Genomic DNA, 14,430 nt, shown 5'->3' with positions numbered 1-14,430 from the left:
TCTTGGGAGAAATAACAGTTTGATTATTGTTCATTAATTCGCCATTATTTATTGATTATTTACACAGGATAAGTGAACCTGACAGCAAGCTATCCCTTGCTGATGTTTAACACTTTATAAAGCGTAGATACGTGAGTAACGCCATAAAATAAGAGTTTTTGTTAAAATTCAGCCATTTACAATTAACAAGAAATACATAATAATCATGAATTTACTGTGTTAGTAAAATCACATGCCCGTGTGATTTAGTTCACTTTGACAGAGTGCCTTTCAACATATGATAGAAGTAAGAAATAAACAAGGAGGGTGATTTAAATGGAAGCAACAAAAGTTAACAGCCCTGAAGAAAAGTTAGATCAATATGAGGAAACTTCCTTAAAAGGTACTTTGTTTTCCTCACTGGTGTTTGTTGGAGGCGGAATTATCTTTTTTATCGTATTACTATTTGTAGTTTACATGATAAGAGTTTAAGAGTTTAAGGAGGGAAAATAATGAAATTACATCGAACTGAGGAAATATGGCTGATCTTAAGTGTTGGGGTTCTCATTCTATCAATGGTAATTACCGGGTATCAAACATTTGCCTTAGGTATGGGACCACCAAGTAATACGGAAACCATTGATCCGCAAAAAGTAGATGAAACGGCGCCGTTTGATAATCCAGGTGTTTTTGAAATAGGAGATAACGAATATGAAGTTGTTATGACATTACAGGCATTTGGTTTTAGTCCAAATCAGATTGAAGTTCCTGTTGGAGCGGAAGTTCACTTTACAATGACTTCAAAGGATGTTGTGCACGGGTTTCAGGTACCTGGTACAAACCTTAATGCAATGGTAATGCCAGGCCATATTCAGAAAATCTCACAGACTTTTAATGAACCAGGTGAATATTTAATTTTATGTAATGAGTATTGTGGTGCAGGTCATCAGGTAATGAGCACGACAATCACGGTTAAATAAAGGAGGGAGGAAATATAATGGAAACAGCAGTGAAAGAAACGTATAAAGAGAAAACATATAAAGCATTAGGAATGAATCCAGAAGATAAGCGCATTTCGTTAACCTATTTATCATTAGCATTTATCGTATTGTTTCTTGGAGGAGCTCTAGGATTACTTCAGGGGCTTAATCGTGCAGGACTTCTGGAATTACCTGTATGGCTCGATTATTATCAAGTCTTAACAGCACACGGGATTCTTTTAGTACTTGTATTTACTACTTTGTTTATGGTCGGATATTTTTACGCCGGAGTGTCCCACACACTGGGGGGACTTCTTCCCAAGGTTAGGAAGCTGGCATGGGTTGCATTAGGTTCCATGCTGCTTGGTGTAGTTATGGTAGCTGTAACGGTATTCATGGGCGAGGCGTCTGTTATGTACACATTCTACCCGCCAATGCAGGCATCTCCTTGGTTCTATATCGGTTTAGTATTTCTGGTACTCGGTATTTGGCTAGCTGCCCTTGGGGTATTTATCAACGCAGCCAGCTGGAAGAAAAGAAACAAAGGTCAACATTTGCCACTGTTTTCTTTCTTTGCAGTAGGGGGATTTCTTCTCTTATTTCTTGGAAGTATTGGTGTTACAGTTGAAGTTCTAATGTTGATCCCTTGGGCTTTCGGATGGACTGAAACGGTAAATGTAATGCTAAGCAGAACATTATTCTGGTCATTTGGCCATACTGCAGTAAATGTTTGGTATTTAGTAGCAGTCTCTGCATGGTATGTTGCGGTACCAAAATTTATCGGTGGAAGATTATTCAGTGACACATTAGCACGATTAGTAGTTATCCTATCTGTTGTTTTAAACGTCCCGGGTGGTTTTCACCATCAAATAATTGACCCTGGAATCACAGAAGGAATCAAATTCATGCATGTGTTTATGAGCTTATCAATTTCACTTCCATCACTACTGACTGCCTTTGCAATGTTCGCAGTATTTGAGCGTGCTGGAAGGAAAAAAGGTGCGAAAGGATTATTGGGCTGGATTAAGAAATTACCATGGGGTGATGTTCGCTTCTTGGCACCAGTAATTGCAATGATAGCATTTATTCCAGCTGGAGCGGGAGGAATTGCACAAACAAATAACCAATTAAATCAAGTAGTTCATAATTCGTTATGGGTAGTAGGTCACTTCCATTTAACGGTTGGGGTAACCGTTGCATTGACATTCTTCGGAGTTATGTACTGGTTGATACCACATTTAACAAAACGTGTGCTAACACCCAAATTAAATAAATTAGGTATTATCCAGACATGGATGTGGGCGGTAGGTATGCTCTTTATGTCCGGGGCCATGCACTGGGTAGGTGTTCTCGGTTCACCTAGAAGAACTTCTTACTCCACTTATGGAGATAATGCAACAGCATTAAGCTGGGATCCATACTTGATGTTTTTGGCAGTAGGAGGAACACTTTTATTTGCAGGAGTCGTTCTCATGGTTTATATCGTATTCCATCTCATGTTCAGAGCACCAAAAGGGGATACAGAATTTCCAATTGCAGAATCAGAAGATGACGCACATAAAACACCAGGATGGACAGAACGCTGGGGGCTTTGGATTGTTATTGCGGTCGCAATTATTGCGATGGGTTATGTTGTACCAGTGGTAGACATGATCATGAATGCACCTCCAGGATCACCACCATTCAAAACCTGGTAGTCAACACTATAGAGAGATAGTCTCTGATTTTCAGACTATCTCTTTGAACTTCATTGATCACTGGTCGAACACAAATCAGATCAAGGACGTGATCTATATGATCAAAAACCAGCATAACAACATAGCAATAATACTTGTTATACTGTTTGGCAGTCTGCTGTTCTATGTAGGTACAGATGGATTCAGTGCTTATACAGCAGAAAGTGCCAGGACAATTAAATTGATAGAGGAGAAACCGGAATTCCCTGATGTAGTGCTTGAAGATAGTCAAGAAAGAACGTATTCTTTTTCTGAATTTGAAGGCAAATATGTAATGCTGACATTTATCTATACAGCTTGTACAGATGTCTGTCTTCAATTAGAGGTTAATTTAGGTGAAGTTTACGGTCAAGTTCCGGATGACTATATAGGGGAAGACATTGTTTTTATGAGTATTAGCTTTGATCCGACTCGGGATGATCCGGAAACATTAGATAAATACAGAAGCTACTTTGAAAGTGACGGGGAAACCTGGAGAATGGCAAGAATTCCTGATCAGAATGAATTAGATAATTTACTTGATGAATTCGGAGTAATTGTTATCCCAGATGAGAATGGCAATTTCATGCATAATTCTGCATTCTATTTAGTTAATCCAGAAGGTAAATTAATTGATGTCATGGATTATACGGAGACTGATGAAGCAGCTGATAAGGTAATATCCATCCTGGAAAATAACGAGGGGGAATAAACATGAAGCAAGCAATGTATGGTTTAGCGTTGTATATATTCCTGATACTCCCTCCTGTGGCAACATTAATGGAATCAGTCATGGCTATTCATATGCATATGCAAATGCCGCTTTTAGTTATAGCCGGCATGCTTATGGCAAAGTTCTTTCAAATAAAATTTCCAGCTTTTTTTGAGAAATGGAACAGTAACGGGGTTCCTGGGCTACTGTTATTCATTATTATCTGGACATACTGGATGCTACCGAGAACAATGGATGAGGCGTTAACCCTTCAATCCATAGAAATATTTAAATTTATAAGTTTGCCATTTTTAGCCGGAATTTCGCTAAGAGATAGCTGGAGGAAACTTGATAATAGAGGCAAGTATAGCATTTATATTTATTTAATTCTTTCTTCCATTGTGATGGGGTGGCTGTATATTGCCTCGCCAGAACAGCTTTGTAATAACTATCTGATCGTTGAACAAAGAGCACTTGGGTGGAGCTTTGTTATAGTTGGTGCCTGTGTCCTTGCCTATTTCATCCAACTTCTGTTTTATGATCCGTCAGAATATGAATAAAACAAAGAGATAACCCAGGTCCAGGTTATCTCTTTGCTGTTATGAAAAGATACTAAACATTTCCAGCTAAATTCTGATCCGCGACATCTGGATCAAAAGGGCTCGTTAAACTCATACCGTTATTTGTACAAATGAAATCCCCTGTATTGATTGATCCCGAACCAGTATTTGTTTTCTCATTGCTTTTTGGAGATAGATAAAAGGAGTCTCCAAAGTTAATAACTCCTCCTCCAACATTGTTAATCTTGATTGGTCCTACAATCGCTGGCATAGAAACACCTCAAAAAATAATATCATAAAACAGCATATGAGCGAGTTGGAGTAAAGGTGTATATTCAAGCACGAAATTTCCGGAAATGCTTTATTCTCGATTCAGTAACAATTTTATTGATACTACCAACCTGTAGCACAGAAGAACTACTTACACCGATAAGAGACACTTGATTGACATGAATGACATCAGAATGGTGAAAGGTCGCAGAAGTAGCCCTACTGGCTTGTTTAGGCCAATTGGCTCGCCTTTTGAATAGTGAATAATCATCAAACTGCGGTTCCTCTGCCTTGTGGAAGACCGCTCCTTGTTGTTGGACAGCAATAGCTCTTGATTTTTGATTCGTGGCAGCTGTGTCACCAATATTAAAAATGGAACTGAATCCAATTGAATTTGCCGTAATATTATTTACTGCAGCTGTACGCTTTTGCATAGACGATCCCTCCTATAAAGGAGCTAGTGGAACAATTTCCCCATACGTGACTGATTCAGGTGGAGTGTCGAAAAAGGAAGATAGCATAATTTCTTCATTATCTCCAATTAATACTACAGACGAGGAAGTAGCATTATCCACTCTGATCGTACCTACATTCAATCCCCAATTGTGAACTTCTATATTCATTCTTCTTCTCCTTTTTGCTCATTTGTTTGCATATATGTCAGTAACGACTGATAAATTTCATTTTTGATTTCTTTTGTTATATACTGTCGAAGTTGTTCAGCGTTTCTGTTCCGATTAGTTTTGACAGACTCTTGTTCATAAAAGGCTATACGCTGCGGAAGCTGTTTCTGAATATCATCCAGCAGAATAGACTGATAAGCTTCATCGAATGAAGTGTTGTACTGCAGGGCTAAATCTTGTATTAGAGATGGGCCGCTCTCCTGCAGATAGGTGCCCAACTCAGAAACCAGTGATTGCTTGAGAGGTGGTGGATAGCTGGGCTGGGTATGTTGGTTAACGCCCAATCCGTCTATATTAGCTAAATCATTAGGGGATAAACCGATGTGAAGCGTACCGTCCAAATGTTCTATTTTTAATTGGTCAAATTTATATTCAATTTTTTCAATATTATTATTTTGTTTGTTCTGCAAGTCTTTTTCAATTTGTTCTATTTTAGTTTCAAGTAGTTTTATGATTTTATCTTGTTTTTCCATATACTGATGCAGGTTATACATGTAAGTAGTCCAATCATTACCGTTCACGTGAATAAACCCCCTTGCCAAGTATAGACAGATGCCTATAACATTTTATGCACAGTCAATTAGGTTGTGCTTGTTTATTCACTGCGGCGCTAAAGGAACGAGTGGGACAACAGTACCGAGGGGCTCTACTGGTGGAATTGGTTCCGTAAACTCTCCCGTGTTATAAATATCGGATTGTGCCTGCATGTTTCCAGCACTGCCAATCTGTAAAATAGATGAATTGGATATGACCCCGATTTTTATCATATAAATGCTTATTGTTTGATGCACCGTGATGTTCAAGTTTCTCAGCTCCAATACTAGGATATAGTTTGATCAAGTTGATCTGAGTCATAAACATTCGTACTTGATTTGGTAAGGTCTACCCGAATTCCATCCCCTGTGTTGAATGAGCCACCGCCAGCATATGTTTTCGCGGAACTTACCGGATTCATTGTATACACATCACCAATATTAAAAATGCTTGATGATGATACTGTAATAACTTTAACTGCACCCACTTTCGCCGGCATCCTGACCCCTCCTCACATTAGTTTATGTAGATTTAATAATTTGTTGAAAAATTCAGCAGGATAAAATGATTTTTATATAGTACAGTGGGTTATTACAGATATTCCGAACGAGAAAGCCCACTCCTATGGGCAGTAGGAGTTGATAATTGCACCATGGGGACAGATAAAAGGGCTGAAATTAGATAACTAAGGAAACGCATGAAAAATAAAATTGAGAAAAATCCAGCGCTAGGAATAGGAACTTTGAAGAGATCTTAGAGTGTAAGAAAAGTCATATTAATTGTAAATTGATTTGAATGTAAACCGTCCAGGTGGTATAGTGAAAACTATATAATTTTGTAAAAGAGGAGATTGGAATGGGCAGAAATTCAAGGAAAGTTGATATTCTTCATGCTGCATCAAAGATTGTTAGTGAGAGAGGTATTTTCAATTTAACCTTAGCCGCTGTGGCGGTCGAAGCAGGTATAAGCAAAGGCGGACTGCTCTATCACTATCCATCGAAAGAGGCTCTGGTCGAGGGCATGGTTGAACATTTAACAAATAATTACCGAGATAAAATAGCTGATAATGCTCAGGCTGACCCTGTTGAGAAAGGGAAATGGGTTCGTGCTTACGTTGATGTGACATTTAATCAGACTTACCATTATAAGGATATGAACTCAGGCTTACTTGCTGCCAAGGCAGTCAATGCTAAGTTACTGGACCCTATTCGTGATCTGTATACTTTTTGGCAAAATGAGATCGAAAACGATGGAATTGATCCGGTAAAAGCAACTATTATTCGATTAGCAACTGATGGAATTTGGTTATCGGAGTTATTTGATATTTACCATATAGAACAAGATAAAAAAGACCTTGTATATGAAAAACTAAAAGCATGGGCTAATGAGTAATTTAATAATGGAATTCTGTTAAACATCATCTGAAATGGATGATGTTTTTTTAATTTTTTAATTTACTTTTGTAAAAAAGTAATAACTGTTGATACTACAACTATGCTGTACATTTATTTATGGCAAAAACCATCATTGAAAACGCTCGCAATGACTATTTCACCTTGCAAACATAACCGTCCGGATGGTATAGTTTTAAACGTAAATAAAAAGACCGTCTGGTTGGTACACTAAATGCAACATACAAATACTTAGTAAAAAGTGAAAGGAAGGATATGTAATGGCAAAGAAGATTTTGTTAACAGCAGCGGTAACAGGAGCAGGAGATACAACAGCAAAAAGTACTCATGTCCCAGTGACCCCAAAAGAAATTGCAGAATCAGCAATTGAGTCAGCAAAGGCTGGAGCAACAGTAGCTCACATCCATGCGCGTGATCCTCAAACAGGAGGAATCAGTCACAATGTTGATCATTACCGCGAGATTGTTGATCGTATTCGCGAGTCAGAAACAGATGTTGTTATCAACATTACTGCTGGAGGCGGTGGCGATTTTATACCGAGTTTAAATACACCAGCTGCCGGTGGAGATGGAACAGATATTCAAACACCAGAAGAACGGCATAAACCAGTAGGTGAATTGCTTCCGGAAATGTGTACGCTCGACTGTGGATCAGTTAATTTTGGCAATACAATTTACATGAGCCCTACCGATTGGTTGAGAGAACAAGCGAAGTTAATCCAGCGGAGCGGTGTAAAACCTGAATTGGAATGCTTTGATACAGGCCATCTTCGGTTTGCTAAACAGCTTTATGCTGAAGGATTAATTGATGATAACCCAATGTTTCAATTCTGTCTAGGTATCCCTTGGGGAGCAGAAGCGGATGTGGAAACTATGATCTACATGAGAGATCGTTTGCCAGAGAATGCCCACTGGTCTGCATTCGGTATTGGAAGAATGCAGATGCCAATTGTAGCTCAAACAGCAATGTTAGGTGGGAATGTCCGCGTAGGATTAGAAGATAATCTATATTTATCAAAAGGTGTATTTGCTCGTAACGACCAACTTGTTGACAAAGCAGTTCAAATGCTGTGGGGCAACGACTTAGAAGTTATGACACCTGAGGAAGCTAGACAACAGTTTGGGCTAAGAAATCCCAACGGAGGTAAAAAATAATGAATGAAATGAAAAAAGTGGCAGTTATTGGAACCGGTGTTATTGGTAATGGTTGGATTGCTCGATTCCTGGGACAGGGATGTGACGTAATTGCTTTCGATCCGGCTGAAGGAGCAGAAGAAAAAACACGTCAGGTCGTTAAAAGCGTCTGGTCCTCATTAGAAAAATTAGGTCTTGCTGCAGATGCATCGATGGACCGTTTAACGTTTGTTTCAACAATCGAAGAGGCTGTTCAAGATGCTGATTTGATTCAAGAGAATGTGCCGGAACGTGTAGATGTTAAGAAAAGTGTATTAACAAGCATTGATCAATATGCAAAGCCTGACGCAATCATTGGTTCCAGTACATCTGGGATTATGGCTACTACGTTACAAGAGGGTCTGCAATACCCTGGGCGTGTGATTGTGGCACATCCATTTAATCCTGTTTATATTTTGCCTCTTGTTGAACTGGTTGGTGGAGAAGCAACGACTGCTCAAATAATAGAACAAGCGAAGTCTTATTATAAATCTGTTCAGATGAAACCATTAGTTATAAATAAGGAAATTGAGGGACATGTTGCAGACCGCTTAATGGAAGCATTATGGCGTGAAGCATTGCACCTAGTTAATGATGGGGTAGCAACCACAGAAGAAATTGATGCAGCAATTATATATGGTGCTGGCTTACGCTGGGCACAAATGGGACCATTCTTAACGTTCCATCTAGCAGGTGGTGAACAAGGCATGCGTCACATGCTTGAGCAATTTGGACCAGCACTTAAGCTTCCATGGACGAAGCTTGAGGCTCCTGAATTAACAGATGAGTTAAAAGAAAAGGTAATCGAAGGCTGTGAGAGTCATGCTGGAGATGTAACTATTTCTGAATTGGAAAGTAAACGAAATGAATTTTTAGTTAAATTACTTGATTTGGTTGAAGACTACTGGCCTGAATCAAACGTATAATGAAAAAAATCACCATCGAGGAGGCGCGGCAAATGGCAGATCAGCCGTTTCTATATCAAGATCATGTACAAAGCGATTGGGTTGATTATAACGGACATATGAACGACGCAGCGTATGCAAAAGTATTCAGTCTGGCTGCGGATAGGTTAATCGAGTTTATCGGTTTGGATGCAGAGGCACGTAATCATTATTCCTATACAATTTTCACACTGGAAACACATTTAAGCTATTTGCAAGAGGCTCACAAGGACGAACAGCTGTTAGTAGATTTACAACTGATGGATGTTGATGCGAAACGCCTGCACGTATTCTTTACAATGAAAAATGCGAACCACGATGTAATCGCAACAAGTGAACAGATGCTAATGGGAATGGATACAAAACAGGGCAGACCTGCTGCTTTTCCGAAGCCGGTTACAGAAATCATTGAAAAAATCTGGAACGAACACAAGCAGTTAGAGACTCCAGCACAAGCAGGAAGACGAATTGGAATCAAGAGATAAATATTGACCCGTCGCGAACAGGCAGGCGGAGCTTAGATAATAAATCTATTAGAATAGAGGAATGTTGATGAATAAGATTGAAGTGAAAAATCTGACGAAGATCTTTGGATCTCATCCTCAGCAGGGACTTAAACGTTTAAAAAACGGAGAAGAAAAGGATGATATTCATAAAAAGACAGGAATGACTGTTGGGGTAAATCAGGCATCTTTTTCCGTTGAAAAAGGAGAGACTTTCGTAATCATGGGGTTGTCCGGTAGTGGAAAATCTACATTAATCCGATTAGTTAATCGATTGATTGAGCCAACAGCCGGGGAAGTTTTAATTGACGGTGAAGACATTACTAAAATGAATAAAGCAGCCTTGATTGAAACTAGACGTAAGAAGCTTGGAATGGTTTTTCAAAAGTTTGGTCTATTACCTCATAGATCTGTACTGAAAAACGTTGCTTACGGACTGGAGATTCAAGGTGTAAGTAAAGAAGAAAGAGAAGAAAAAGCAATGCAAACCATTGATGATGTTGGGCTGAAAGGATATGAGGACAGCTATCCAGATCAGTTAAGTGGAGGGATGCAGCAGCGTGTAGGTATAGCACGTGCCCTTACGAATGATACAGATATTCTATTAATGGATGAAGCATTCAGTGCATTAGATCCAATTATTCGAAAAGAAATGCAGGATGAATTATTAAAGCTGCAGGATAAACTAGGAAAAACAGTACTATTTATAACGCATGATTTAGATGAAGCTTTAAAACTGGGTGATCGGATTGCAATTATGAAGGATGGAAGAATTGTACAAATCGGAACATCCGAGCAAATCCTGGAGAACCCTGCTAATGATTATGTATCTAGCTTTGTTAAGGATGTTGATCGTTCGAAGGTACTGGAAGCATCACATGTCATGAAAAAACCGGAAGTGCTAATGACATATAAAGATGGTCCTCGTGTGGCCGTTCGAAAGATGGAAGAAGTAGGTGCATCAAGTATCTTTGTTGTGGATAAAGAAAAAAACTTTAAAGGTCTACTAACTATTGATGATGCTATTAGAGCATATAAAGAGGATATACCTATGGAAGATTTTTTAATTGTTGAAGCTATTCATTCAACTACTAAAGAGACACCATTAAACGATTTAATTGGAATTGCGGTTGATGCAAAATACCCAATTACTGTTATAGAAGATGGAAAGTTACTTGGCATAATCTCACGTGTTTCTATACTTTCAGGATTAGTACTCGGTAAAGAAAAAGATGAGGTGATATCAACATGAATTATTTCCATTTCCCACTAGAAGAGTGGACAAACAATTTTGTTAATGGGTGGTTACTTCCTGAAATGAGCGGTTTTTTTGATAGCATCAGTTTAGCACTTCGCTCCTTCGTGGATGGGGTTACGAATTTGCTTATTGCTATCCCACCAGAGCTTTTCACTATTTTATTAATTTTAATAGCTTGGAAAATTTCGGGAAAGGGCATCGCATTATTTACGTTGATTGGTTGCATTTACTTAGGTTCTGTAGACCTTTGGGTAGAGACAATGCAAACAGTTGCAATCGTTATCGTTAGTACAATTATATCAGTGATTATTGGAGTTCCAGTTGGAATTCTGAGTGCAAAAAATAAAATTATAGATCAAATTGTAAGACCAGTATTGGATTTCATGCAGACCTTACCTATTTTTGTTTACTTGATTCCAGCAATTCTACTATTTGGTCTGGGCGGTGTACCAGCAGTAATTGCAACATTTGTTTTTGCAACACCACCGGCAGTAAGAATGACTAGATTAGGAATAACGCAGGTCCCTGGGGAAGTAGTTGAGGCATCGAGGGCATTTGGTAGTACTTCTGGACAATTATTATTTAAAGTTCAACTACCCCTAGCCATCCCGACAATTATGGCAGGTATTAATCAAACGATCATGCTAGCCCTTTCCATGGCCGTGGTTGCATCGATGATTGGAGCCCCTGGGCTTGGTTCTTCTGTGCTAACTGGAATTTCAACTGTTAATGTTGGTCTTGGATTAACCGGTGGTCTAGCAATTGTTGTTGTAGCAATAATTCTGGATCGAATTACGCAAAGTTTAGGTCAAAAATTATAACAAATAACTATCTAATGAGGAGAGTTAAAATGAAAAAAATATTATTTACTACAATATTATTATTAACATTAATTGTTGGTTGTTCACAGGGTGAAGATAGTTCAGCGAATGAAGAGGGTAACGGGAAAACAATTACATTTGGTGTAACACCATGGACAAGTACAGTACCACCAACAGAAGTTGCAAGTCTTATTTTGCAGGACATGGGCTATAACGTAGAACAGACCCAGGCTGATGCCGGAAGTACTTATATTGGTCTTTCGCGTGGAGATATTGATGTATTTATGGATGCATGGCTTCCAGTTCATGAAACGTATTTAGATAAATATGGTGATTCAATTGTGGATACTGCTGTAAGCTATCCGGAGGCTGATGCTGGCTGGGTCGTCCCAACGTATATGGAAGATATTAATTCAATTGCTGATATAAAGGGAAAAGAAGACTTGTTTGATAATGAAATGTACGGTATAGAAGACGGTGCAAGTGTAACAGCAATTATTGATGACCTAATTGAAGGGTACGAACTGGATATAAAGCAGGTTAATTCTTCTGAAGGCGGAATGATTGCACAGGCTATGCGTAAAATGGAGAATGAGGAACCAGTTGTCTTTTACGGATGGCGCCCACATACCATGTTCAACAAGTTTGACATAAAAATTATTGAAGAGGACCAAGGCTACTTCGAAACAGCTTCTGTCCATGTAATTACCAACAGTGAGTTAAAAGAAAATGCTCCTGATGCATACGAATTCTTAAGTAACTGGAGTATTCCGATCGATGATGTGGAAGATATGATTGTACAAATTGATGAAGAAGATATGGAACCGGAAGAAGTAGCTCAAAACTGGATTGATAATAACCAGGATAAAGTAGATGAGATGCTTGGTAAATAAGTACAGGATAAGTCTGTGTTGACAGTTTGTCAGCACAGACATCTTTTTATACGGGGAATTTTTAATAATCAAACGTTTGAACAACTGTTAATAGGAAAGGAAGATAATAGTGACTGAAATTAAACAGATACTTATAGATAGAGAAGTTCCATGCACTGTTAGGGATGGGGTTACGCTGTATGCGAATGTCTACCGTCCATCCGAGGCTGGTAAGTACCCTATTCTTTTGTCTCGATTACCTTATAATAAGAACCTTCCTGATTTTTCTCATCGGTATATTGATCCTATAAAATTGGCTATGGAGGGATACGCAGTAATCATTCAGGACGTAAGAGGACGTTTTGCCTCTGAAGGGGAATTTGAACCGTTTGCGCAAGAAGGTAAAGATGGTTTTGATACGGTAGAATGGGCTGCCAGACTACCTTATTCTAATGGGAAGGTAGGGATGTTTGGTTTATCCTATTATGCTTTTACACAATTATACGCCATGATGGAACGCCCTCCATCTTTAAAAGCAATCTTTCCAGCGATGACCGGAAATATATTTAAAGAGGCTTTCGGGAAAAATGGTGTAATGGAACTGGCCGCTGCAGAAACATGGGTGTTGGACTCTATAGCTCCTGATTATTTAAAGAGAAAACAGGGAAGCGAATATGCCGAAACGATTAAAGAAATAAAGAGTGATTTAAACAAGATTGAACAATGGCATACATATACCCCATTTAAAGAATGGCCTCCTGTCATGAAGCATCCGGAACTCAGGGAGATTTACAGCACGTATATTAAACAGGAATTTAATAAGAAGGCACTTTCAAATGCCAGTTATAAAGATCTGGGTGTAATAGACTTACCTGCCTATCATCTTGCAGGCTGGTATGATAATTTTCTTGGTCAGACATTATTAAATTATGAACAAATGAGTGAATCGAACACAAATCAAAAGTTAATTATAGGTCCATGGGGCCATGGGATGTTTCACTCTGAACTCGGGGAACGTTCTTTTGGTATAGATAGTGCCGGAACTTCGATTGATGGCAAAGATGATATTACTTCACTTCACATTCAATGGTTCAATCATTGGTTAAAAGAGGATAAAGAATCACCTGCAAACAGTGAAGATCCGGTGAAAATTTTTGTAATGGGTACCAATGAGTGGCGTTCGGAAAAAGAATGGCCACTTAAGCGTACGGAAAACACACCATATTATTTTCACAGTGATGGACGCTCAAATATTGATCTATCTTCTGGCAGCTTAACAACTGTGCCTCCTGAAGATGAGCGGCATGATCAGTATACGCACGATCCGGAAAACCCTGTGCCGACGAATGGTGGGGGCGTGTTATTTTATAATGGCAGAGGTGCGGGTCCATACGATCAAAAGGAGATAGAGAAAAGAGACGATGTACTTGTATATACTACTGAACCTTTGGTAATGCCATTAGAAGTAACTGGATGGATTAAGGTTGTATTATGGGCTTCCACAGATGCAAAGGATACGGATTTCACAGCTAAATTGGTCGATGTTTTTCCAGATGGGAGAGCCTACAATCTAACGGATGGAATTATTCGTGCGAAGTACAGATATGACAAGGAAGTACAACCAGGCTTAACTGGTGAAGTTGTTAAATATGAGATTGATTTATGGGCAACGAGTAACGTATTCCTGCCTGGGCACTCGATACGAATTGAAATTGCATCAAGTGACTTCCCAAGATATGATGTTAACCCGAATACGGGTAAAACAACGGCAGACACAGTCGATATGGTAAAGGCGACACAGAAAATCTATCATCAAAGAGAGTACCCGTCTCATGTTTTACTTCCTATTGTACCAAATTAGTTCTGTGTCTATTTTACAAACTAAAACAGCAGATGAAATAACAATATAAATAACTAAGTCATATGCAGAGAAGGTTGAGGAAAACTACAACTAGAATTAGAAAAGCCTAAATCGATATGCGATTTAGGCTGCTAATTTATGCTGTTTCATATGT

The 14,430-nt window shown here is 38.8% G+C and carries 19 protein-coding genes; 13 read left to right on the top strand and 6 right to left on the bottom strand.

Going from position 1 to position 14,430, the window contains the following annotated elements; genetic code table 11:
- Positions 1-315 precede the first annotated feature (315 nt).
- The 5 genes from QGM71_RS09135 (at position 316) to QGM71_RS09115 (ending at position 3,946) form a co-directional block, all read left to right on the top strand.
- Positions 316-471: a hypothetical protein gene (locus QGM71_RS09135; protein ID WP_327607233.1), complete on the top strand. Its 156-nt coding sequence runs from the start codon at positions 316-318 to the stop codon at positions 469-471.
- 20 nt (positions 472-491) lie between these two features.
- Positions 492-959 (top strand): cytochrome c oxidase subunit II, encoded by a 468-nt coding sequence (locus QGM71_RS09130; protein WP_327607232.1) that lies wholly within the window; start codon positions 492-494, stop codon positions 957-959.
- A gap of 17 nt (positions 960-976) precedes the next feature.
- The gene (locus tag QGM71_RS09125; protein WP_327607231.1) at positions 977-2,656 is read left to right on the top strand and encodes a cbb3-type cytochrome c oxidase subunit I; all 1,680 of its coding nucleotides are present in this window, start codon (positions 977-979) and stop codon (positions 2,654-2,656) included.
- A gap of 97 nt (positions 2,657-2,753) precedes the next feature.
- A complete protein-coding gene (locus tag QGM71_RS09120) occupies positions 2,754-3,386 on the top strand; it encodes an SCO family protein (RefSeq protein ID WP_327607230.1) in 633 nt (210 codons plus the stop codon).
- 2 nt (positions 3,387-3,388) lie between these two features.
- Entirely contained in the window at positions 3,389-3,946 is a 558-nt protein-coding gene (locus QGM71_RS09115) for a hypothetical protein (protein WP_327607229.1), read from the top strand.
- A 52-nt stretch (positions 3,947-3,998) separates the two neighbouring features.
- Here QGM71_RS09115 and QGM71_RS09110 read toward each other — a convergent pair whose 3' ends face one another.
- The 6 genes from QGM71_RS09110 to QGM71_RS09085 form a co-directional block, all read right to left on the bottom strand.
- Entirely contained in the window at positions 3,999-4,217 is a 219-nt protein-coding gene (locus QGM71_RS09110) for a spore germination protein (protein ID WP_327607228.1), read from the bottom strand.
- 64 nt (positions 4,218-4,281) lie between these two features.
- The gene (locus QGM71_RS09105; protein ID WP_327607227.1) at positions 4,282-4,650 is read right to left on the bottom strand and encodes a spore germination protein GerPE; all 369 of its coding nucleotides are present in this window, start codon (positions 4,648-4,650) and stop codon (positions 4,282-4,284) included.
- A gap of 12 nt (positions 4,651-4,662) precedes the next feature.
- A complete protein-coding gene (locus tag QGM71_RS09100) occupies positions 4,663-4,839 on the bottom strand; it encodes a spore gernimation protein GerPD (protein ID WP_327607226.1) in 177 nt (58 codons plus the stop codon).
- Positions 4,836-5,420 carry a spore germination protein GerPC gene (gene gerPC / locus QGM71_RS09095; RefSeq protein ID WP_327607225.1) on the bottom strand — a complete coding sequence of 195 codons (585 nt, stop codon included), beginning with the start codon at positions 5,418-5,420 and terminating at the stop codon, positions 4,836-4,838. The genes QGM71_RS09100 and gerPC overlap by 4 nt, the downstream gene beginning before the upstream one ends.
- A 78-nt stretch (positions 5,421-5,498) precedes the next feature.
- Positions 5,499-5,702 (bottom strand): spore germination protein GerPB, encoded by a 204-nt coding sequence (locus QGM71_RS09090; RefSeq protein WP_327607224.1) that lies wholly within the window; start codon positions 5,700-5,702, stop codon positions 5,499-5,501.
- Positions 5,703-5,719: 17 nt separating this feature from the next.
- Positions 5,720-5,932, bottom strand: a complete 213-nt coding sequence (locus QGM71_RS09085) for a spore germination protein (RefSeq protein WP_327607223.1) — start codon at positions 5,930-5,932, stop codon at positions 5,720-5,722.
- A gap of 356 nt (positions 5,933-6,288) precedes the next feature.
- Between QGM71_RS09085 and QGM71_RS09080 the strand changes: the two genes are divergently transcribed.
- From QGM71_RS09080 to QGM71_RS09045, 8 genes are all read left to right on the top strand, one after another.
- Positions 6,289-6,825, top strand: coding sequence for a TetR/AcrR family transcriptional regulator (locus QGM71_RS09080; protein WP_327607222.1), 537 nt, complete (start codon positions 6,289-6,291; stop codon positions 6,823-6,825).
- A 280-nt stretch (positions 6,826-7,105) separates the two neighbouring features.
- Positions 7,106-7,999, top strand: a complete 894-nt coding sequence (locus QGM71_RS09075) for a BKACE family enzyme (RefSeq protein WP_327607221.1) — start codon at positions 7,106-7,108, stop codon at positions 7,997-7,999.
- 8 nt (positions 8,000-8,007) lie between these two features.
- Positions 8,008-8,943, top strand: coding sequence for a 3-hydroxyacyl-CoA dehydrogenase NAD-binding domain-containing protein (locus tag QGM71_RS09070; protein WP_407703014.1), 936 nt, complete (start codon positions 8,008-8,010; stop codon positions 8,941-8,943).
- Between the two features lie 32 nt (positions 8,944-8,975).
- Entirely contained in the window at positions 8,976-9,446 is a 471-nt protein-coding gene (locus QGM71_RS09065; RefSeq protein WP_327607219.1) for a thioesterase family protein, read from the top strand.
- A 67-nt stretch (positions 9,447-9,513) separates the two neighbouring features.
- Positions 9,514-10,716, top strand: a complete 1,203-nt coding sequence (locus QGM71_RS09060; RefSeq protein ID WP_327607218.1) for a quaternary amine ABC transporter ATP-binding protein — start codon at positions 9,514-9,516, stop codon at positions 10,714-10,716.
- Positions 10,713-11,543 (top strand): ABC transporter permease, encoded by an 831-nt coding sequence (locus QGM71_RS09055; protein ID WP_327607217.1) that lies wholly within the window; start codon positions 10,713-10,715, stop codon positions 11,541-11,543. Before QGM71_RS09060 ends, QGM71_RS09055 begins: the two co-directional genes overlap by 4 nt.
- Positions 11,544-11,572: 29 nt before the next feature.
- Complete coding sequence (locus QGM71_RS09050) at positions 11,573-12,436, top strand: glycine betaine ABC transporter substrate-binding protein (RefSeq protein WP_327607216.1); 864 nt, start codon at positions 11,573-11,575, stop codon at positions 12,434-12,436.
- A 109-nt stretch (positions 12,437-12,545) separates the two neighbouring features.
- On the top strand, positions 12,546-14,276 hold the full coding sequence (locus tag QGM71_RS09045) for a CocE/NonD family hydrolase (RefSeq protein ID WP_327607215.1): 1,731 nt from the start codon (positions 12,546-12,548) through the stop codon (positions 14,274-14,276).
- Positions 14,277-14,430 lie beyond the last annotated feature (154 nt).

It is taken from the genome of Virgibacillus tibetensis (assembly GCF_036026595.1).
Taxonomy (GTDB): domain Bacteria; phylum Bacillota; class Bacilli; order Bacillales; family Amphibacillaceae; genus Virgibacillus_P; species Virgibacillus_P tibetensis.
Note: the sequence above shows the minus strand (reverse complement) of the source record. Positions and strands in the feature narration are given on the sequence as shown.